The sequence below is a fragment of the Streptomyces sp. NBC_00091 genome (genome assembly GCF_026343185.1).
GTDB lineage: Bacteria > Actinomycetota > Actinomycetes > Streptomycetales > Streptomycetaceae > Streptomyces.
The window spans coordinates 1,550,883-1,570,147 of sequence record NZ_JAPEMA010000001.1; the positions used below are offsets into that span (position 1 = coordinate 1,550,883).

19 protein-coding genes are annotated in these 19,265 nt (G+C 71.5%); 10 read left to right on the top strand and 9 right to left on the bottom strand.

From position 1 onward, the window contains the following. The first annotated feature begins 79 nt into the window (after positions 1-79). Genes OOK34_RS06695 through OOK34_RS06705 form a run of 3 tightly spaced genes read left to right on the top strand, consistent with a single transcriptional unit; the run spans position 80 to position 3,665 of the window. Positions 80-604 (top strand): PadR family transcriptional regulator, encoded by a 525-nt coding sequence (locus OOK34_RS06695; protein WP_267032944.1) that lies wholly within the window; start codon positions 80-82, stop codon positions 602-604. Further along, positions 601-1,287 carry an ABC transporter ATP-binding protein gene (locus tag OOK34_RS06700; protein ID WP_267032945.1) on the top strand — a complete coding sequence of 229 codons (687 nt, stop codon included), beginning with the start codon at positions 601-603 and terminating at the stop codon, positions 1,285-1,287. Before OOK34_RS06695 ends, OOK34_RS06700 begins: the two co-directional genes overlap by 4 nt. Further along, positions 1,284-3,665 (top strand): ABC transporter permease, encoded by a 2,382-nt coding sequence (locus OOK34_RS06705; protein ID WP_267032946.1) that lies wholly within the window; start codon positions 1,284-1,286, stop codon positions 3,663-3,665. Before OOK34_RS06700 ends, OOK34_RS06705 begins: the two co-directional genes overlap by 4 nt. A 453-nt stretch (positions 3,666-4,118) precedes the next feature. Here the strand turns inward: OOK34_RS06705 and OOK34_RS06710 are convergent, their stop codons facing one another. Further along, a complete protein-coding gene (locus OOK34_RS06710; RefSeq protein ID WP_267032947.1) occupies positions 4,119-5,066 on the bottom strand; it encodes a hydrogen peroxide-inducible genes activator in 948 nt (315 codons plus the stop codon). 135 nt (positions 5,067-5,201) lie between these two features. On the opposite strand from OOK34_RS06710, the gene OOK34_RS06715 reads away from it, so the two are divergent. Both OOK34_RS06715 and OOK34_RS06720 read left to right on the top strand, forming a co-directional pair. Then, on the top strand, positions 5,202-5,756 hold the full coding sequence (locus OOK34_RS06715) for a peroxiredoxin (protein WP_267032948.1): 555 nt from the start codon (positions 5,202-5,204) through the stop codon (positions 5,754-5,756). A gap of 3 nt (positions 5,757-5,759) precedes the next feature. Then, entirely contained in the window at positions 5,760-6,299 is a 540-nt protein-coding gene (locus OOK34_RS06720; protein ID WP_267032949.1) for an alkyl hydroperoxide reductase, read from the top strand. Between the two features lie 77 nt (positions 6,300-6,376). Here OOK34_RS06720 and OOK34_RS06725 read toward each other — a convergent pair whose 3' ends face one another. The 5 genes from OOK34_RS06725 to OOK34_RS06745 form a co-directional block, all read right to left on the bottom strand. Beyond that, positions 6,377-7,054: a hypothetical protein gene (locus OOK34_RS06725; protein ID WP_267032950.1), complete on the bottom strand. Its 678-nt coding sequence runs from the start codon at positions 7,052-7,054 to the stop codon at positions 6,377-6,379. After that, entirely contained in the window at positions 7,038-8,375 is a 1,338-nt protein-coding gene (locus tag OOK34_RS06730; RefSeq protein ID WP_267032951.1) for an AI-2E family transporter, read from the bottom strand. The genes OOK34_RS06725 and OOK34_RS06730 overlap by 17 nt, the downstream gene beginning before the upstream one ends. Before the next feature lie 118 nt (positions 8,376-8,493). Continuing rightward, on the bottom strand, positions 8,494-9,213 hold the full coding sequence (locus OOK34_RS06735; RefSeq protein ID WP_267032952.1) for a transglycosylase SLT domain-containing protein: 720 nt from the start codon (positions 9,211-9,213) through the stop codon (positions 8,494-8,496). A 414-nt stretch (positions 9,214-9,627) separates the two neighbouring features. Further along, positions 9,628-10,944, bottom strand: a complete 1,317-nt coding sequence (locus OOK34_RS06740; protein ID WP_267032953.1) for a PhoH family protein — start codon at positions 10,942-10,944, stop codon at positions 9,628-9,630. A 317-nt stretch (positions 10,945-11,261) separates the two neighbouring features. Next, a complete protein-coding gene (locus OOK34_RS06745; protein ID WP_267032954.1) occupies positions 11,262-12,023 on the bottom strand; it encodes an isoprenyl transferase in 762 nt (253 codons plus the stop codon). Positions 12,024-12,150: 127 nt separating this feature from the next. On the opposite strand from OOK34_RS06745, the gene mgrA reads away from it, so the two are divergent. Next, on the top strand, positions 12,151-13,188 hold the full coding sequence (gene mgrA / locus OOK34_RS06750) for an L-glyceraldehyde 3-phosphate reductase (RefSeq protein WP_267032955.1): 1,038 nt from the start codon (positions 12,151-12,153) through the stop codon (positions 13,186-13,188). A 131-nt stretch (positions 13,189-13,319) separates the two neighbouring features. On the opposite strand, the gene OOK34_RS06755 is transcribed toward mgrA, so the two are convergent. After that, a complete protein-coding gene (locus OOK34_RS06755) occupies positions 13,320-14,000 on the bottom strand; it encodes an A24 family peptidase (protein WP_267032956.1) in 681 nt (226 codons plus the stop codon). Between the two features lie 143 nt (positions 14,001-14,143). Here OOK34_RS06755 and OOK34_RS06760 point away from each other — a divergent pair, with 143 nt between their 5' ends. From OOK34_RS06760 to OOK34_RS06770, 3 genes are all read left to right on the top strand, one after another. Further along, positions 14,144-14,500: a DUF192 domain-containing protein gene (locus OOK34_RS06760; protein WP_267032957.1), complete on the top strand. Its 357-nt coding sequence runs from the start codon at positions 14,144-14,146 to the stop codon at positions 14,498-14,500. Between the two features lie 55 nt (positions 14,501-14,555). Beyond that, the gene (locus OOK34_RS06765; protein WP_267032958.1) at positions 14,556-15,173 is read left to right on the top strand and encodes an SMI1/KNR4 family protein; all 618 of its coding nucleotides are present in this window, start codon (positions 14,556-14,558) and stop codon (positions 15,171-15,173) included. A gap of 292 nt (positions 15,174-15,465) precedes the next feature. After that, positions 15,466-16,764, top strand: coding sequence for an extracellular solute-binding protein (locus OOK34_RS06770; protein ID WP_267036650.1), 1,299 nt, complete (start codon positions 15,466-15,468; stop codon positions 16,762-16,764). A 171-nt stretch (positions 16,765-16,935) separates the two neighbouring features. Here the strand turns inward: OOK34_RS06770 and OOK34_RS06775 are convergent, their stop codons facing one another. After that, positions 16,936-17,553, bottom strand: a complete 618-nt coding sequence (locus OOK34_RS06775; RefSeq protein WP_267032959.1) for a hypothetical protein — start codon at positions 17,551-17,553, stop codon at positions 16,936-16,938. Between the two features lie 181 nt (positions 17,554-17,734). On the opposite strand from OOK34_RS06775, the gene OOK34_RS06780 reads away from it, so the two are divergent. Then, entirely contained in the window at positions 17,735-18,868 is a 1,134-nt protein-coding gene (locus OOK34_RS06780) for a serine hydrolase (RefSeq protein ID WP_267032960.1), read from the top strand. Between the two features lie 13 nt (positions 18,869-18,881). On the opposite strand, the gene OOK34_RS06785 is transcribed toward OOK34_RS06780, so the two are convergent. Continuing rightward, the gene (locus tag OOK34_RS06785; protein ID WP_267032961.1) at positions 18,882-19,205 is read right to left on the bottom strand and encodes a nuclear transport factor 2 family protein; all 324 of its coding nucleotides are present in this window, start codon (positions 19,203-19,205) and stop codon (positions 18,882-18,884) included. Between the last annotated feature and the right edge of the window lie 60 nt (positions 19,206-19,265).

A 19,265-nucleotide genomic window follows, 5' to 3' on the forward strand; every position in this document is an offset into this window, starting at 1 on the left:
CCCCACCGGAGGCCCGCCGGTCCGTACCCTCCCGCCCCTCTATACACCGAGCGTATACACCGCGTGTATAGTCGCGGTCATGTCCATCGGTCACACCCTCCTCGGCCTCCTGGAGGCCGGTCCGCGCCACGGCTACGACCTCAAACGCACCTTCGACGAGACCTTCGGCCACGACCGGCCCCTCGCCTACGGACAGGTCTACTCGACCATGTCCCGCCTCCTGAAGAACGGCCTCGTCGAGGTCGAGGGCATCGAGAGCGGCGGCGGCCCCGACCGCAAGCGGTACGCCATCACCGACGCCGGGATCACCGACGTCGAGCACTGGCTGTCCCAGCCCGAGAAGCCCGAGCCGTACCTCCAGTCGACCCTGTACACCAAGGTGATCCTGGCGCTGCTCACCCACCGCAGCGCGGGCGAGCTCCTGGACACCCAGCGCGCCGAGCACCTGCGGCTGATGCGCATCCTGACCCAGCGCAAGCGCAAGGGCGACCTCGCCGACCAGCTGGTCTGCGACCACGCCCTGTTCCACCTCGAGGCCGACCTGCGCTGGCTCGAGCTGACCGCCGCCCGCCTCGACCAGCTCGCCCGGGAGGTACGCCGATGACCCCGGCCGGCACCCTGCTCTCCGCCAGGGACCTCCGCAAGGCGTACGGGAGCACCTCCGCGCTCGACGGCGCCGCGTTCTCCATCCACCCCGGCGAGGTCGTCGCCGTCATGGGGCCCTCCGGCTCCGGCAAGTCGACCCTGCTGCACTGCCTCGCCGGGATCGTCACGCCCGACTCCGGCACCATCACGTACGCCGGGCGCACCCTGTCCTCCATGCGCGACGCCGAGCGCAGCGCCCTGCGCCGCAGCGACTTCGGCTTCGTCTTCCAGTTCGGCCAGCTCGTACCGGAGCTGAGCTGCGTGGAGAACGTCGCCCTCCCGCTGCGCCTCACCGGCGTCGGGCGCAAGCAGGCCGAACGGACCGCCCTGCACTGGATGGAGCGCCTCCAGGTCGACGACCTGGCCCGCCAGCGCCCCGGCGAGATATCCGGCGGCCAGGGCCAGCGCGTGGCCGTGGCACGGGCCCTGGTCACCGGCCCCCGGGTGATCTTCGCGGACGAGCCCACGGGCGCCCTGGACTCCCTCAACGGCGAGCTGGTCATGCAGCTGCTCACCGAGGCCGCCCGCTCCGCGAACGCCGCCGTCGTCCTCGTCACCCACGAGACCCGCGTGGCCGCGTACTCCGACCGCGAGATCGTCGTACGCGACGGCCGCTCCCGCGACATGGAGATGTCCCTATGAGCGCGCTCCGGACCTGGGCCCGGGACCTCGCCATGGGCGCCCGCTTCGCCTTCGGGGGCGGGCGCGAGGGGTGGACCCGGACCCTGCTCACCGGTGTGGGCGTCGGCCTCGGCGTCGCGCTGCTGCTGATCAGCACCGCGATCCCCGGCGCGCTCACCGCCCGTGACGAGCGGGGCGACGCACGCTTCGCCGCGCCCTCACCGACCGGCACGGCGCCCGGCCGCGACACCGTGCTCATGGCCGGCGCGAACCAGGTGTACAAGGGCAAGGACGTCGACGGCAGGTTCCTCCTGGCCGAGGGCCCCGACGCGCCGGTGCCGCCCGGGCTCAAGAGCATCCCCGCGCCCGGGGAGATGGCCGTCTCCCCCGCGCTGAAGAGCCTGCTGGCCTCGGCGGACGGCGCGCTGCTGCGCGAACGCCTCGACGCCTGGAAGCCCACCCAGGTCATCGGCGACGCCGGCCTGACCGGACCCGGCGAGCTCTTCTTCTACGCAGGCAAGGGCGACCTGCGGATCACCGGAGCCAAGGACTACCGGGCCCAGCGGGTGAGCGACTTCAACTGGCACTTCGAGCGCCCGGGGCTCGACCCGGTCCTGATGCTCCTGGTCGTGGTGACCTTCGTGGCCCTGCTGATGCCCGTCGCCGTGTTCATCGCGGCCGCCGTCCGCTTCGGCGGGGAGCGGCGCGACCGCCGGCTCGCGGCGCTGCGCCTGGTCGGCGCCGACAGCCACATGGTCCGCCGGATCGCGGCCGGCGAGGCGCTGGCCGGATCCGTGGTCGGACTGGGGATGGGCGCCGGCTTCTTCCTGATCGGCCGCCGACTGGTCGGCAGCTTCACCTTCCAGCAGCGCAGCGTCTTCCCCGCCGACCTCGACCCCTCCCTGTGGCTGGCCGTCCTGGTCGCGCTCGCGGTGCCCGTCTCGGCCGTGGCCGTGACGCTGTTCGCCCTGCGCGGTGTGGTCATCGAGCCGCTGGGGGTGCTCCGCACCAACCGGCCGGGCAGGCGCCGCATCTGGTGGCGGCTGCTGCTGCCGCTCGGCGGACTCGCCCTGCTGGCGCCGCTGACGGGGCGCGGCAACGACCACGGGAGGTTCAACCAGTGGCAGGTCAGCGGTGGCGTGGTGCTGCTGCTGATCGCGATCACCGCCCTGCTCCCCTGGCTGCTGGAACGGTTCGTCGGACGGATGTCCGGCGGCCCGGTGTCCTGGCAGCTCGCCGTACGCCGCCTCCAAGTCGCCGGCGGCGGCGCCGCCCGCCTGGTCAACGGCGTCGCGGTGGCCGTCGCCGGGGCCATCGCCCTCCAGATGCTCTTCGCGAGCGTCGAGAACGACTACACGACGGACACCGGACAGGACCCCTCCCGCGCGGCGATCTCGGTCCTCATGATCGAGGCCGACCGGGCCGCGGTCGACGCCGTCGCCCAGCAGGTCTCCCGGGCCGAGGGCGTCGCCAAGGCCGTCGCACCGTCCTCTTTCAGGGCCGCGCACCGGATTCCGTCCGCGGACGACCGGGTCCAGGTGACGGTCGGCGGCTGCGAGGTCCTGCGCGAGTTCGCGACCATCGAATCCTGCAAGGACGGCGACGCCTTCCTGATCACGGACGCCCCCGCCATGAAGGGCGGGGTGCCCGCGCCCACGGCCAAGGCCGGCGACACCCTCTGGGTCGGCCGCGGCCTGGGCGGCCCCGGGGACGACACGGACGGCGTGGCCGGCCCGGCCGACGAGGCCAAGCCCACCCAGTGGACCTTCCCGGCCGGCGCACGCGGGGTCGCCGGCCGCCCGGATCCAGCGGGCGTGCGGCACGGCGGACTGCTGGTGACCCCCTCCGTCGCGCCGAAGACGGTGATCGAGGCCCGCACGCCCCAGGTGTACGTGCAGCTCGACCCGTCCGTGCCGGACGCCGTGGAGAAGGCCCGCACGGCCGCCTTCAAGGCGGCCCCGCTCGCCACCGTCATGACGCTCCGGTCCAACCGGACGGACACCGGCTACTCGACGGTCCGCGTCGGACTGCTCTTCGGCGCGACCGCCGTGCTGCTCCTGATCGGCGCCAGCCTGCTGGTCTCGCAGCTGGAGCAGCTGCGGGAGCGCCGGAAACTGCTCTCCGCCCTGGTCGCCTTCGGCACCAGGCGCTCCACGCTGAGCCTGTCGGTGCTCTGGCAGACGGCCCTGCCGATCGGGCTGGGCCTCGGCCTGGCCGCCGTGATCGGCACGGGGCTCGGCGTGGTCCTGATGAAGATGGCGAACCGCCCCGTCCGGATCGACTGGGCTTCCATCGTGGCGATGACCGGCGCCGGCGCGGCCGTCGTCGCCGCGGTCACCCTGCTGAGCCTGCCGCCACTGCTGCGCCTGATGCGCCCGGACGGCCTGCGCACGGAGTGACGTACGCCCGGCAGGCCGACGGACGGAGTCCGTCGCAGCGGCCCGAAGCCCGCGAGGCCCCCAGGGGCCGAGCGGTGCGAGGGACGCGTGAAGAAGGGGACGGCCTGCGCACGGAGTGACCGCACGCCCGGCAGGCTGACGGACGGAGTCCGTCGCAGCGGCCCGAAGCCCGCGAGGCCCCCCGGGGCCGAGCGGTGCGAGGGGCGCGTGAAGAAGGCGTCGGCCTGCGGACGGAGTGACGTACACCCGGCAGGCCGACGGACGGAGTCCGTCGCAGCGGCCCGAAGCCCGCGAGGCCCCCCGGGGCCGAGCGGTGCGAGGGGCGCGTGAAGAAGGGGACGGCCTGCGCACGGAGTGACGTACGCCCGGCAGGCTGACGGACGGAGTCCGGCGCAGCGGCCCGAAGCCCGCGAGGCCCCCAGGGGCCGAGCGGTGCGAGGGACGCGGGAAAGATCAGTCGGTGGGCCACACCGGGAGCGGGCGTACCGCTTCGCGCAGCGCGGCCGCGATGGCCCGGAACTCCTCCTGCCGGGCCGTCCCGGTCCGCATGGCCAGCGCGATCCGCCGCGAGGGGGCCGGCTCGGCGAAGTACCCGGTCGCCAGGTGTTCGTTGCGGGCCGTCTCCAGCCGCAGCGCGGTGCGCGGCAGCAGGGTCACCCCGAGCCCGCCGGCGACGAGCTGGACGAGCGTGGACAGCCCGGCGGCGGTGGTGGTGACGTCCGCTCCGGCACCCCGCCCCGCCTCCCGGCAGATGTCCAGGGCCTGGTCGCGCAGGCAGTGCCCCTCGTCGAGCAACAGCAGCTGCAGGCCGCGCAGTTCCTCGCGCGGGATGTCCCGCCGCCCGGCCAGCGGGTGCTCGCGGGGTGCCAGCAGGACGAAGTCCTCGTCGAAGACCGGCAGTTCGGTGACCCCGGGCATACCCAGCGGCACCGCGAGCAGCAGCAGGTCGAGCCGCCCGCCGCCCAGCCCCTCCAGCAGCGAGGACGTCTGCTCCTCGTGCACCTGGAGGTCCATCCCGGGGTAGCGCCGGTGGAAGAGCCCGAGCACGGTCGGCAGCAGGTACGGGGCCACCGTCGGGATCACCCCGAGCCGCAGCACCCCGGTAAAGGGGGCCCGTACCGCCTCGGCCTCCTCCAGCAGCCCGCCCATCGCGTCCAGCACGCCCCGCGCCCGCACCGCGATCCGCTCCCCGGCCGGGGAGAGCAGCACCTTGCGGGTGGTGCGTTCCAGCAGCCGCACCCCGAGGGCCTCCTCCAGCGCCGAGACGGCCCCGGAGAGCGCGGGCTGGCTCATTCCGATCGCCGCGGCGGCGTCGCGGAAGTGCAGGTGCTCGGCGACCGCCGCGAAGGCGCGCAGCTGCGCCAGCGTCGGTTGCTTCGGTCCTCTACTACTGACAGCCACTGATAGGTACCTCCGATCACCCACCACAAGAGTAGCTATTTCCGTAATCAATGCAGCTGTGTCAGCATGTGAGATCCGTCCAACCCCCTCGGAAAGTGCCCAAAAGGGTCACTTTCCATTCCGCAAGGAGTGCGTGTGCTCACTGTCGGTGACAAGTTCCCCACCTACGACCTGACCGCCTGCGTCTCGCTCGAAGCGGGCAGCGAGTTCGCTCAGATCGACCACAAGACCTACGAGGGCAAGTGGCGCGTGGTGTTCTTCTGGCCGAAGGACTTCACCTTCGTCTGCCCGACCGAGATCGCCGCCTTCGGCAAGCTGAACGAGGAGTTCGCCGACCGCGACGCCCAGATCCTCGGCGTCTCCGGCGACTCGGAGTTCGTCCACCACGCCTGGCGCAAGGACCACGCCGACCTGCGTGACCTGCCCTTCCCGATGCTGGCCGACTCCAAGCACGAGCTGATGCAGGCGTGCGGCGTCCAGGGCGAGGACGGCTTCGCCCAGCGCGCCGTCTTCATCGTCGACCAGAACAACGAGATCCAGTTCTCGATGGTGACCGCCGGTTCCGTGGGCCGTAACCCCAAGGAGGTCCTGCGGGTCCTCGACGCCCTGCAGACCGACGAGCTGTGCCCCTGCAACTGGACCAAGGGCGAGACCACCCTGGACGCCGGCGCCCTGCTGGCCGGTGAGTGACGGATGTCCCTCGACTCCCTCAAGTCCGCCATACCGGACTTCGCCAAGGATCTGAAGCTGAACCTCGGCTCGGTCATCGGCAACCAGGACAAGCTCTCCCAGCAGCAGCTGTGGGGCACCGTCCTGTCCTGCGCGATCGCCGCCCGCTCCCCGCGCGTCCTGCGTGAGCTGGAGCCGGAGGCGAAGGCGGCGCTGTCCCCGGAGGCGTACACCGCCGCCAAGTCCGCCGCGGCGGTCATGGCGATGAACAACGTCTTCTACCGGACCCGCCACCTGCTGTCCGACCCGGAGTACGGCACGCTGCGCGCGGGCCTGCGGATGAACGTCATCGGCAACCCGGGCGTGGAGAAGGTCGACTTCGAGCTGTGGTCGCTCGCCGTCTCCGCCGTCAACGGCTGCGGGCAGTGCCTGGACTCGCACGAGCAGGTCCTGCGCAAGGCCGGCGTCGACCGCGAGACGGTCCAGGAGGCCTTCAAGATCGCCTCGGTGATCCAGGCCGTCGCCGTCACCCTCGACGCCGAAGCGGCCCTGGCCGCCGAGTAGTCACTCGTACGGGTGAATGTACGGCCCACCGTGCCCCCGCAGCCCTTCCGGGCGGCGGGGGCACGGTGCTGCCGGGGTCACTTCGCGCGCAGCCGGGCCATCAGCGCGCGCATGTCCTCGACCATCGCCGCCTTGACGGCGTCCTCGTCGAGGTCCTCCCCGCCGCCGTCCTGGCCCGTCCACCACCGCACCCGGATGGTGAAGACCGCCCCGCCGTCGAGCACCTGGAGCCGGGGCGCGGACTCCTGCCCGGAGAACACCGCCCGCTCGCCGAGGCCGGGAACCTGCTCCGGCCGCACGGACGGCGAGCGCAGGTCCTCGTTGAGTTCGGGCCACGCGCCGAACTCCGCCTCGGGGTCGGTCTTCTTGTGCAGCTCGACCAGCACCTGGGCGTCGTGGGTGAAGGGGCGGTCCTCCCGCCCCCCGCTGGAGTAGCAGTGCGACCAGTCCAGCGCCGCGCTCTCGCCCTGGCTCGGCATGCCCACGCCGAAGCCCCCGGCCACCGTGCCGACCGTCTTCAGCGGCGTCTCCGCGCACAGTTGCTCGCTGTGCCGGTACGCGAGGGGCGGCCCGGCGGCGGCGTAACGTTCCTGCACGACCAGTGCCCCCGCCCACACCGCGGAGGCCAGCACGGCCCCGCCCAGCGCCCAGAGCCAGGGAGCCCGTGGACGTCCCTCCCGGGGCTCCGGCGGCTGTGCGAGCTCCGCCGGGGAGCCGGCCGCCCACTCCCCGCCGAGCTCAGGCTCGCTGATCATCCCCGGCCTCCAGCGCGGCCGCCCGTACGGCGGTGGCCCCGTGCGGCGCCGGACCGGTCGGGGAGGCGGCCCCGTAGTGCCGCTCGCGCGAATAGGCCCGCAGGTAGACGACCACCGTGTTGGTGACGGCGACCAGCGGCACCGCGACCACCGCTCCGCCGATGCCCGCGATCATCCCGCCGGCCGCCACCGCGAGCACCACCGCGAGCGGGTGGACCCGTACGGCCCGGCCGAGGATGAAGGGCTGGAGCACGTGCCCCTCGATCTGCTGCACGGCCAGCACCACGCCCAGCACCGCCAGGGCGATGACCGGCCCCTGGGTCACCAGCGCCACGACCACCGCGAGCGCCCCGGAGATCACGGCGCCGACGAGCGGGATGAAGGCGAACAGGAAGATGAACACCGCCAGCGGCACGGCCATGGTCACGTCGAGGAAGTACAGCCCGAGGCCGATGAAGACGGCGTCGATCAGCGCGACGAGCACCGTGCCGCGCACGTACGCCGTCAGGGTGCGCCAGGCGCGCGGGCCGGCGCCCGCGACCCCGGGGCGGGCGGCGCCCGGGACCAGGCCGAGCACCCAGTTCCAGATGCGCTTGCCGTCGTAGAGCAGGAAGAGCGTCGAGAACATCGCGAGCAGCATGCCCGTCATCACCTCGACGAGCACCGTCACACCCTGCAGACCGGCGGAGGTGATCTCCTCGGTGTTGGTGCCGATGGTCTCGCTGAGGTTCTTCGCGATGTCGTTGATCTGCTTCTCGGTCACGTGGAACGGACTGTCCAGTGCCCAGCTCTTGAGCTCGTTGATGCCCTCGCGGAGCCGGTTGGAGAGGTCGTCGAGGTTCTCCATGACCTGCCAGACCACGAACCAGCCGACCAGCCCGATGACGACGAAGCCGAGGATCGCGGTGACGGCGGTGGCCAGCCCCCGCGGCAGGCCGAGCCGGCGCAGCCGGACCACGAACGGCTGGAGCAGCGCGGTGACGAGCAGCGCGGCGGCGAAGGCGAGCACGACCAGGCGGACTTCGCTGATCACCTTCATCAGCACCCAGACCATCCCGGCGAGCAGCAGCAGCCGCCAGCTCGCCTCGGCGGCGACCCGCACCCCCCACGGGATCACGGTCACCGGGTCGGGCCGCTCGGACTGCGCGAGCGGCCCGGCCGGCACCACGGGGGCCGGCGCCGGAGCGGCCACGGCGGCGGCGGGCAGCGGCGGTTCCCCGGCGGCCTCGGCCTCGACCTCGGCCCGCCGTTCGTCCAGGCGCGCCTCCATCCGGCTCAGTCTGCTGCCGAGCCGGCCGAGCCAGCCTGCCCTCTTCGCCATGTCTTTCCCTTCCCCCCGCCGAGCGGTGACACCTCGCACGACCGTACACGCGAGGAACCCCACACCGTAGGACGGTGCGGGGTTCCCCGAGGTTGTGCGCGGGCGCTGTGCCCGGGCTCTAGTACCAGTCGTTGGCCTGGTGGAAGCTCCAGGCGCTGCACGGGCTGCCGTAGCGCTCGTTCATGTAGCCCAGGCCCCACTTGATCTGGGTGGCCGGGTTGGTGCGCCAGTCGGAGCCGGCCGAGGCCATCTTCGAACCGGGGAGCGCCTGGACCAGACCGTAGGCTCCCGAAGAGGAGTTCACGGCCTTGTAGTTCCAGGTCGACTCCGCGTCGATGATGTTCGAGAAGCACTGGAACTGGCCCGCCGGGACCAGCTGCTGGGCGATGGCCTTGACCTGGGCGACCGTGTAGGAGCCCTGGACCGGGAAGTCGCCGGCGTCGCGGGTGGCGGACCGGCTGGCGACCTGGTCCTTCTCCTCGCGCTCCTGCTTGAGCTTGGCGTCGGCCTCGGCCTTCTTCGCCTGCTCCGCCTTCTCGGCCTCCGCCTTCTTGGACTTGGCGTCCTCGGCGGCCTGGATACGGGCGGCCTCCTCCACCGAGCGCTTGGCGTCGGCGTCGGCGGCGTGGGCGATGGTGTCGGCCTGCTGCGCCAGGGAGGCGCTCTGGACCTGGGCCTGCTCGCCGACCGGGATGTCAGTGAGGAGAGTTGCGCCGGAAGCGGTCGTCTCGAGATCGTTCGAGGCAGCGTCGCCAGTGGCGACGCCGACGACTGCGCCGACGGTGGTGACCGCGGTGGCCGAAGCCACTGCGAACCCCCGGACCGAGATCCGGCTCACACGGTGTCCTTCCAGCAGCGTCCGCAGTGACCGCGCGATCGCAAGAGTGCCCCTCGACACTGGTCTCCGCGGTGATGAGGTCACTGGAGACACGGGCCCGTGGGCAACTCCCTTGCGGGGGTTGCCGCGTGGTGCTCGGGCGGCATGCGGCGAACGGTTCTGGAGTTGTGGTGCCGTACGCATCCCAACGGGAGATACAGCTGTGCCGCATGCGGGGCCTGACGGAAAACAGACTCTGCCGGACCTCGACGCCGCAGGGCAATTCCGCGTTGCGTGGGAAAGGTCACACCTGGCATGTCACCGTCGTTTTCGGCAAAGGCCTGTGCAGCAGCGCGCCGCCCGGCTAGGCTCCTGGGCCTTTGCCGGGCGGCGCCAACTCACCGTCCCGCTATGGGGGTTTTACCCCCTTCGCGACTAGAGGCTCTCCAGCATCTCCGTCACCAGTGCGGCGATCGGGGAGCGCTCGGAGCGGGTCAGCGTGACGTGGGCGAAGAGCGGATGCCCCTTCAGCTTCTCAACGACGGCGACCACTCCGTCGTACCGGCCGACCCGCAGATTGTCCCGCTGGGCCACGTCGTGGGTCAGAACCACCCGCGAATTGGCCCCGATCCGGGACAGAACGGTCAGCAGGACATTGCGCTCCAGGGACTGGGCCTCGTCCACGATCACGAAGGCGTCGTGCAGCGAGCGGCCGCGGATGTGCGTGAGCGGCAGGACCTCCAGCATCCCGCGGTTCAGCACCTCCTCGATGACCTCCCGCCCGGCCACCGCCGAGAGGGTGTCGAAGACCGCCTGCGCCCAGGGGCTCATCTTCTCGGACGCGTCACCGGGCAGGTAGCCGAGGTCCTGGCCGCCCACCGCGTACAGCGGCCGGAAGACCATCACCTTCTGATGCTGCCTCCGCTCCAGCACCGCCTCCAGGCCCGCGCACAGCGCCAGCGCCGACTTGCCGGTGCCGGCCCGGCCGCCCATCGAGATGATCCCGATCTCCGGGTCGAGCAGCAGGTCCAGGGCGATCCGCTGCTCGGCGCTGCGGCCGTGCAGCCCGAAGGCCTCGCGGTCGCCCCGTACGAGCTTCACGTTGCCGTCGGCCGTGACCCGGCCCAGGGCCTTGCCGCGCTCGGACTGGAGGACCAGCCCGGTGTGCACGGGCAGTTCCGCGGCCTCCGGTACGTAGAGCCGCTCCTCGGAGTAGAGGAGGTCGACCTGCTCCCCGGAGAGGGCGAGCTCGCTCATGCCGGTCCAGCCGGCGTCGGTGATCGCGAGTTCCGCGCGGTACTCCTCGGCGAGCAGCCCCACGGAGGAGGCCTTGATGCGCAGCGGGAGATCCTTCGAGACGACCGTGACGTCGTAGCCCTCGGCCTGGAGGTTGCGGGCGACCGCGAGGATGCGCGAGTCGTTGTCCCCCAGCCTGAAGCCGGCGGGCAGGACGCCCGGGTCGGAGTGGTTGAGCTCGACGCGCAGGCTGCCGCCCAGATCGCCCAGCGGGATGGGGGCGTCGAGGCGACCGTAGCGAACCCGGAAGTCGTCGAGCAGGCGCAGGGCCTGACGGGCGAAGTAGCCGAGTTCGGGATGGTGCCTCTTTGCCTCCAGCTCGGTGATCACCACGATCGGGAGCACGACCTCGTGCTCGTCGAACCGGGAGAACGCGTTGGGGTCTGCCAGCAGGACGCTGGTGTCGAGGACGTAGGTCCGCCTGTCGGGCAGGCGGCGCTTTGTGCTGGTCACCACGGAAGGACGTACCCCCTCGGAAGAGGTCGGGCCATGAAGACCGGACCGGTCATCGGCGCCAGTGCCAGGGCCGAATCCCGGCCCTCCAATCCGACCGTGCGAACCGCACGCGCGTCCTGGTGCAAAGGGCCTCCCGGGCGGACGGCCCTGTGCCGTCCGCTGAGACTCGACACCCGTGGATCGGGCGTCGACCTGCCAGGGTTATGCCCTCGAACATGCACCGCCATGCCATGGCATATGACGGACGCTCGGTGAACCGCTGGTGAAGGCTTCGCGGGAGGGGCTGACGGGGCCGAGGGGGTGTCAGCCGGGTGCCGTCAGGTGCCGTACCGCCGGTGGCGGGCGGCGTAGTCGCGCAGGGCCCGCAGGAAGTCGACCTTGCGGAAGGCCGGCCAGAAGACCTCGCAGAAGTAGTACTCGGAGTGCGCGCTCTGCCACAGCATGAACCCCGACAGCCGCTGCTCACCGCTGGTGCGGATCACCAGGTCGGGGTCGGGCTGGCCGCGGGTGTAGAGGTGCTCCGCGATGTGGTCGATGTCCAGGACCTCGGCGAGCTCCTCGAAGGAGGTGCCCTTCTCGGCGTGCTCCAGGAGCAGCGAGCGCACCGCGTCGGCGATCTCCTGTCGGCCGCCGTAGCCGACGGCGACGTTGACGAGTATCCCGTCGATGTCGTGCGTGGCCTGCTCGGCCTCCTTCAGCACGGACTGCGTCTGGGCGGGCAGGATGTCCAGGTTGCCCACGTGGTGGACGCGCCAGCGCCCGTCCTCGGCGAGGCCCCGGACGGTGTTCTCGATGATGTTGAGCAGTGGCCTGAGCTCGACCTCCGGCCGGTCCAGGTTGTCCGTGGAGAGCATCCACAGGGTGACGACCTCGACGTCCGTCTCGGTGCACCAGCCCAGCATCTCGGAGATCTTGTCGGCGCCGGCCTGATGGCCCTGCACCGTGGAGCTCCCCGACGCCTTGGCCCAGCGCCTGTTCCCGTCCAGGATGACGCCGATGTGCTTCGGCGACGCGTCATGGTCGAGGCGGCCTTCCACCCGGCGTGCATAGAGCCTGTACACCAGGTCGCGCAGCTTCACGATCTTCCAGCCCCTCCGTGCGATGCCCCCGTGCGAATTGCGGTCTCCCCCGAGTCCGCCACATTACTGCGCGGCGGGATGGGGTACCCAACTCGGTCTGTCACAAGTACGTGATAGGGAGGACATCGTGACTGATAACAATCCCTATCGGGCAGGGTCCTCCCGCTACGACTCCATGGAGTACCGGCGCACGGGCCGCAGCGGCCTCAGGCTTCCCGCCATCTCCCTCGGCCTCTGGCACAACTTCGGGGACGACCGGTCCCTGGAGTCCCAGCGGGCGATCCTGCGCCGCGCCTTCGACCTCGGTGTGACCCACTTCGATCTGGCCAACAATTACGGCCCGCCGCCCGGCTCGGCCGAGCTGAACTTCGGCAAGATCTTCGCCCAGGACTTCGCGCCCTACCGCGAGGAGCTGGTGCTCTCCACCAAGGCCGGCTACCTGATGCACCCCGGCCCGTACGGCGAGTGGGGCAGCCGCAAATACCTCCTCGGCTCGCTCGACGCCTCGCTGAAGCGGATGGGCGTGGACTACGTCGACGTCTTCTACTCGCACCGCTTCGACCCGCAGACCCCGCTGGAGGAGACCATGGGCGCGCTCGCGTCCGCGGTCCAGCAGGGCAAGGCGCTGTACGTCGGCGTGTCCTCGTACACGGCCGAGCAGACGGCCGAGGCGGCGCGGATCCTCACCGGCATGGGCGTACGGCCGCTGATCCACCAGCCCTCGTACTCCATGATCAACCGCTGGACGGAGGAGGACGGGCTGCTGGACACCCTGGAGGAGGCCGGCATGGGCTGCATCTCCTTCGCCCCGCTCGCGCAGGGCCTGCTCACCGGCAAGTACCTCCAGGGCATCCCGGAGGGCTCCCGGGCCAGCCAGGGCAAGTCCCTGAACCCCTCGCTGCTCTCGGAGGACGTGGTCCGCCGGCTCAGCGGACTGAACGAGATCGCGGCCCGCCGCGGCCAGTCGCTGGCCCAGCTCGCGCTGACCTGGGTGCTGCGGGACGAGCGGATGACCTCGGCGCTGATCGGCGCGTCGAGCGTGAAGCAGCTGGAAGAAAACATCGCCGCGCTGGCCGGAGAGCCGCTGTCCGAGCAGGAACTGAAGGAGATCGACTCCTTCGCGGTGTCCACCCCCGGCACCAACATCTGGGCCCAGCGCGGCTGACCTGCGCTTTTGCCCGACGGGCGCGTGGAACAAAAAACGGGCCGGTCCGTGGGGGGGATACGGACCGGCCCGAGGGGGGGGTTCCACCATAACCCTTCGTAAAGCGTCCTGCGTGCATTGGCGCGAGATGATTACGCTCCGAATCCGCCCAGCAGCACTCCGGTGAGTGCTCCGGCCGCCATGAAGGGGCCGAAGGCGAAACCCTCCTTCCGGCCCGCCCGGCCCCGCAGCACAAGGCCGAGGCCGTACAGGGCCCCGTAGAGCAGCCCCAGGAACGCCCCGGCCGCCCATACCCCCCACCCGTACCACCCAAGAGCGACCCCCAGGGCGAGCGCCAGCTTGACGTCGCCGAGGCCCATCCCGGCGGGGTTGATCAGGAACAGCACGAGGTACGAGGCTCCGAGCGCGCCCCCGCCCAGCAGCGCGAGCCGCCACGAGCCGGCGGCGCCGGGCGACAGCGCGGCCGCGCCGAGCAGCGCGGCGCAGGCGGCGGCCAGGGGCAGGGTCAGCACGTCGGGCAGCCGGTGCACGGCGAGGTCGACGAGGGCCAGCAGGACGAGCACCGGCGCGAGCCCGGCGAACACCGCCAGCTCGGGCCGCGCGCCCACCGCCACCGCGAGCACCGCGCACACGGCCCCCGTGACGGCGGCCACCCGCCACGCGGGGCCCCCGTGGGGGGCGGGCCCGAACCACCCGGAGTGCTTCCGCCAGGGCTCCCCGGGCTCGACGGACAGCCGGTACGCGGCGCGCGGCAGCAGCGACCCGACGGCTACGCCGTACGCGGCGGCGAGGAAGATCACGAATACACCCACCCGCCCGACGGTAGGCCCCCGGCCCCTTCTTTGTCTGCGGGTGGCGGCGAGGCTGGATCTTTCAGCCTCGCCGGCGTTTGAGGCGCGGGGGTTTGGGGGCGGAGCCCCCAAGGGCGGGGAGCGGAGCGCCTAGGGTGGCGCGCATGGCGTACTGGCAGGACGGCCCCGGCACCCTCCTCATCGGCACCACCGCGGTCCCCCTGGAGGTCGCCGCCTCGTACCGGGCCCGGACCCGCGGGCTGCTCGGCCGGGACGGGGTCGAGGGGGCGATGCTGCTGACCCCGGCCGCGAGCGTGCACACCTTCCGGATGCGGTTCCCGATCGACGTGGCCTACCTCGACCGCCGGCTGCGCGTCATCGCGCTGACCACCATGCCCCCGGGCCGCCTCGGCCTCCCCCGCCCGCGCGCCCGGCACGTCCTGGAGGCCGGGGCCGGGGTGATGGCCGGCTGGGGCCTGCGCGTCGGAAGCGTGGTCGCCGTCTCGGCACCCTCTAGGTGACGCGCCGCCCGGGCGGTAGGTTGGGGCGGTTGAGCTGGGGTCTCAGGGGAGCGGCATGACGGAGAACGCGCGGATCAAGGCGCTTGAGCAGATCATGCCGGCGACGCACGGCGCCGACGAGGACATCGACTGGCAGGCGGCCGAGGCCGTCTGGGGGACGCGGTTCCCGGCCGACTTCGTCGCGTTCATGGGCCGTTTCGGTGCCGGTTCCATCAACGGCGAGGCCAGCATCCTGCTGCCGCTGCCCAAGCCGGGGCTCCAGTGGGAACCGGCCGAGATGGCCGAGGAGACCGCCAACGCCCGGCAGCTCTGGGAGGCCGGGGGCGGCCGGGCCGCCTTCGACGTGGACCCGGAGTCGATCATCGCCTGGGGGGTCACCGGCGGGTCCGACATCCTGTGCTGGCTCACCACCGACCCCGACCCGGACCGGTGGCCGGTACTCGTCGCCGGCCGGCACACCGCCGACGCCTTCGCCGTCCACCCGTACGGCATGGCCGAATTCCTGCTGCGGCTGTGCTCCGACGAGTTCGACGTGAGCCCCGTGAGCATCACCTTCTGGGACGCCGGGCACCTGAGCTTCGTGCACTGGCGCAAGGCCCAGCGCCGCTGGCAGGAGGGCCGCAACCCGGAGACGGGCGAGCCCGACCCCTACGCCGGCGAGTTCGCCGACTAGCGCGGAGCCGGCGGAAGCCGACCGAAAGCCCTGAGCCCGTTTCCCGGCCGGAAACGGGCTTTTCGGCATGTCTACGCGCGTCCAATTCTTCGGCCTTATATCGGAAAACACCATCGGGAATAGCCGCAGTTGGAGCATTGAACACAACTACCGACCCAATGGAATCAACCAGACGCCCCTCAGGAGAGAATTCCGGCCAGACGGGCACGGCGGGACACCCCAGCCCGGAGCAACTCATAAGTAATAACGGGACTCAAAAGAAAATCAGGGGTATCCACCCGTGCGACGAAGAATGTTCGGCGCGGCAGCCACGGCAGCCGTGTTCGGTCTACTGATACCGCTGTCCGGCTGCGGAAGCTCCTCGGGCGACGCAGGTGACGGCGGTACGCTGCGCCTGATCGCCGCCGAATACGGCAACAGCTCGGCCAACAGTTCCAAGGCTTTCTGGGACAAGGTGACGGCTGATTTCACCGCGGCCAACCCCGGTATCAAGGTCAAGGTGGAGCTCCTTCCGTGGGCCGACATCGACCGCGAGGTCTCCCGTATGGTCAAGGCCGGCAACGCGCCGGACATGGCCCTCATGGGCTCCTACTCGGACTTCGCGGCCCAGGGCAAGCTGTATTCCGCGGAAGAACTGCTCTCGATCAGCGCCGAGGCCAACTTCCTCCAGCCGCTGGCCGAGGCCGGTTCGGTCGGCAACACCCTCTACGGCCTGCCCTTCGTGGCGAGCAGCCGCCTGCTCTTCTACAACACCAAGCTGTTCATGGACGCCGGGATCATCCCCAAGGACGGCTCCGTCCCGTGGCAGCCGAAGACCTGGAATGACCTGCAGACGGCCGCCAAGGCACTCAAGACCAAGGGCGTGCGGTTCCCCTACGCGCTGCCGCTCGGCCCCGAGGAGGCCCACGCGGAGACGATGATCTGGGAGCTGAGCAACGGCGGCGGCTACGCCGACAGCAGCGGCAACTACAGCCTCGCCTCGGACGCGAACATCTACACCCTCAAGTGGCTCAAGGAGCAGCTGGTCGCCCCCGGGCTGACCGGTCCGGTCCCGCCCTCGCAGCTCAACCGCGCCGACGCCTTCGCCGCCTTCCTGCGCGGCGAGGTCGGGATGCTCAACGGCTACCCGTCCCTCTCCCACGAGGCGCGCGCCAAGGGCATCACCGTCGGCGCCGTGTCCATGCCGGTCTCGGAAACCCTCGGCACCGGCGAGACCCCGCCCACCGTGGGCGTGGCCGACTGGATGATGGCCTTCAAGCAGAACGGCAACCGCGCGGAGATCGGCAAGTTCCTCGACTTCCTCTACCAGGACAAGAACCTGTCGGACTTCGCGGGCCGCTACCACCTGCTGCCCTCGACGGTCACGGCCTCCCGCACCCCCGCGGGCGGCGGCCTCGACAAGAACGACGAGCAGTTCCTGACCGCCCTGCGCGGCGCCCAGCTCTACCCGGTCAACGACCCGACCTGGGTGACGGTCAGCGACACCCTCAAGCGCAGCATCGGGCGGGCCGTGGAACCGGGCGGCGACCCGAAGGCCGTCCTCGAGGACATCGCCGCCAAGGCGAGCGCCGCATCCAAGAAGCAGCACTGAAGGACCCCCTGACACGGGACCTTCGCCTCCCTGCCGCACCCCATCCCGTACGGCAGAATGGCTGACGGCACTTGATCCGAGGCCGCGGCCCCGTCGCCCGCCGAGCACCCACAAGGTGCGCGGGGCGACAGGCCTTCCCCCTCCCCCTCTTCGCCTCTCCTGCCGCTGGAACTAGCCGTTCTTCGAGGAGAAGGCCGTACGGTACTGCTCGCAGCTGGAGTCCCAGCGCAGCGTGCCCGTCAGCGTCCCGTAATGGGTGCGCGTGAGCGACCACTCCACCGTGTACTCACCGGTGTCGCACGCGATCCGCTTGCCGCCCGCGACCTTCTGACGTCCCGTCGCCGGCTGCCCGGTCAGCTTCTGTTCCACCTCCGCCGCCTTGGCCCCCTTCGCGTCGCGCAGTACGGCGTGCACGACGATCGGGTGCGTGCCGTTCTTGGTGGTCAGGCCCTTGTTCACCAGGACGTCGGACACCGCCCAGGCGAACTCGTACGAGGGCTGCCAGGCGAGCGTGGACGGATCGGCGACCTGACGCTCCTCCCGCGTGTCCCCCTGGAGGGCGGGGCGGGCGACCGTCTTGTACTGGATCCCCGGGTGGAAGCGGACCTGCCCCTCCAGCTTGTGCTTCTGGCCGTTGGTCCACATCGACTTCATCTCGTGCTCGCCTCCGGCCGGGTCCTGGAGGAAGCCCGTGCCCGGGGCGGCGGTGGCGGAGGCCTGGCCGAGGGCGGGGGCGACGGCCGCGGCGGCCGCGGCGAGGGCGAGGGCTGCGGTACGCGTGCGCTTCATGCCCGGCCCAACGGGCCCGCGCGGCGGGCCGGAACGACGCCGCGCGCGCGTTCACCCGTACGGGAGCGCAGGACGGACGTACAGGTGACAGATTCGATTCCGGACAGGAATACGGCCCGGTGGCCTCTGGTTGGCTGTGCTCGGACAAGAAAACGATCTACGTACGGCTATGGGGGATGTCATGGGTGTAACGGTGGACGGGACGGTCGCGGCGGGCTGGGAGACGGTCCGGGAGGAGTTCGAGGACTTCGTGTCCCGCGAGCCGAACTCGCCCGAGGCCCAGCTCGCGGTACGCCACCACGGCCGGACCGTGGTGGACCTGTGGGGCGGCGAGGACACCGACGGGGACACCCTGAGCGGGGTCTTCTCCATCACCAAGGGCGCCGCCCACCTGGTCGTGGCGCTGCTGGTGCAGGAGGGCGTACTGGACCTGGAGCGCCCGGTGTCGACGTACTGGCCGGAGTTCACCGGGCACGGCAAGGAGCGGCTGACCGTACGGCAGCTGGTCGCGCACGGCTCCGGGCTGATCAGCTCCGACGAGGGCTTCTCCTACGAGGAGATCGCGGACGACGCGTTCGTCGCGGCCCGGCTGGCCACGCAGAAGCCGTTCTGGGAGCCCGGTACGGCCTACGGCTACCACGCCTTCGTGATCGGCGCGCTGACGGGCGAGCTGGTGCGGCGGGCGACGGGCCGCTCCCTCCAGGAGGTCTACGAGGAGCGGCTGCGGGCGCCGTACGGGCTGGACCTGTACATGGGGCTGCCGGCCGGACTCGAGGGCCGGTGGAAGCCGGTGCTGGAGATGCTGCCGACGCCCGCGCAGGTGGAGCTGCTCGCGTCGGGCGGGCCGATGCCCGAGATGATGAGGATCGCCTTCAACCAGCACCACGAGCCGCCGATGGACATCGTCGGCTACGCCAACCACCCCAAGGTGCGGGCCCTCGGCCCGGCCTCGGCCGGCGGCACCGGCACGGCGCGCGGTGTGGCCGCCCTGTACGCGGCGGCCGTCGGCGGCCTGGACGGCGTGGCCGCGCTGCTGAAGCCGGAGACGGTGGCCGAGGTCGCCCGGCTGCACACCCCGGGCCAGGACCGGGTCACCCCGGAGCAGGACCACTTCGCGCTGGGCTTCGAGACACAGCCGGCGGTGGGCCCGGAGGCCTTCGGGCACTGCGGCGCGGCGGGCGGTCTGGGCTTCGCCGACCCGGTCACGGGGATCGCGTACGGGTACACGCGCCGCCGCTTCGGCTTCCCGGGCGGGTCGGCCCCGGAGAACGGGCGCCTGACGGCGGCGGTGCTGGAGGTGGCGCGGGGGCTGTAGCCGCTGCCCTTCGTCAGGCCTGGCCGGTCTCGAAGCGGCTGACGCGGCCGTCGGGGGTGACGTCGAACCGCCAGGCGGTGCGCATCTCGCCCCAGGTGTCGTTGCGGTAGCTGACGATGAGGGCCCGGCCGCCGTCGGACTCCTTCTCGACCGACATGTGGCCGTTGGAGGAGAAGATCTCCCGTTCCGCCCATTGGGTCAGATCGCGTTCGGACCCGTCGTCGGACATGGTCGCGTCGGGGGTCAGGAGCGCGTGGAAGGCCGCCTGGTCCCCGGCGTTGACGGCGGTGACGAAGGCGCGGACGGCGGGGTCGGTGAGCTGAGCCGGATCGATCACGGGGTCTCCTGGTCGGGCGTTCGGGCTGTGTAGGTGCGCGACCAGGGAACACCCCGGGCG

What these genes read in the sequence shown, in the direction of transcription:
- OOK34_RS06695 (WP_267032944.1), top strand. Translation starts at nt 80, where the DNA reads ATGTCCATCGGTCACACCCTCCTCGGCCTCCTGGAGGCCGGTCCGCGC.
- OOK34_RS06700 (WP_267032945.1), top strand. Translation starts at nt 601, where the DNA reads ATGACCCCGGCCGGCACCCTGCTCTCCGCCAGGGACCTCCGCAAGGCG.
- OOK34_RS06705 (WP_267032946.1), top strand. Translation starts at nt 1,284, where the DNA reads ATGAGCGCGCTCCGGACCTGGGCCCGGGACCTCGCCATGGGCGCCCGC.
- OOK34_RS06720 (WP_267032949.1), top strand. Translation starts at nt 5,760, where the DNA reads ATGTCCCTCGACTCCCTCAAGTCCGCCATACCGGACTTCGCCAAGGAT.
- OOK34_RS06725 (WP_267032950.1), bottom strand. Translation starts at nt 7,054, where the DNA reads ATGATCAGCGAGCCTGAGCTCGGCGGGGAGTGGGCGGCCGGCTCCCCG.
- OOK34_RS06730 (WP_267032951.1), bottom strand. Translation starts at nt 8,375, where the DNA reads ATGGCGAAGAGGGCAGGCTGGCTCGGCCGGCTCGGCAGCAGACTGAGC.
- OOK34_RS06760 (WP_267032957.1), top strand. Translation starts at nt 14,144, where the DNA reads ATGGCGTACTGGCAGGACGGCCCCGGCACCCTCCTCATCGGCACCACC.
- OOK34_RS06765 (WP_267032958.1), top strand. Translation starts at nt 14,556, where the DNA reads ATGACGGAGAACGCGCGGATCAAGGCGCTTGAGCAGATCATGCCGGCG.
- OOK34_RS06770 (WP_267036650.1), top strand. Translation starts at nt 15,466, where the DNA reads ATGTTCGGCGCGGCAGCCACGGCAGCCGTGTTCGGTCTACTGATACCG.
- OOK34_RS06775 (WP_267032959.1), bottom strand. Translation starts at nt 17,553, where the DNA reads ATGAAGCGCACGCGTACCGCAGCCCTCGCCCTCGCCGCGGCCGCCGCG.
- OOK34_RS06780 (WP_267032960.1), top strand. Translation starts at nt 17,735, where the DNA reads ATGGGTGTAACGGTGGACGGGACGGTCGCGGCGGGCTGGGAGACGGTC.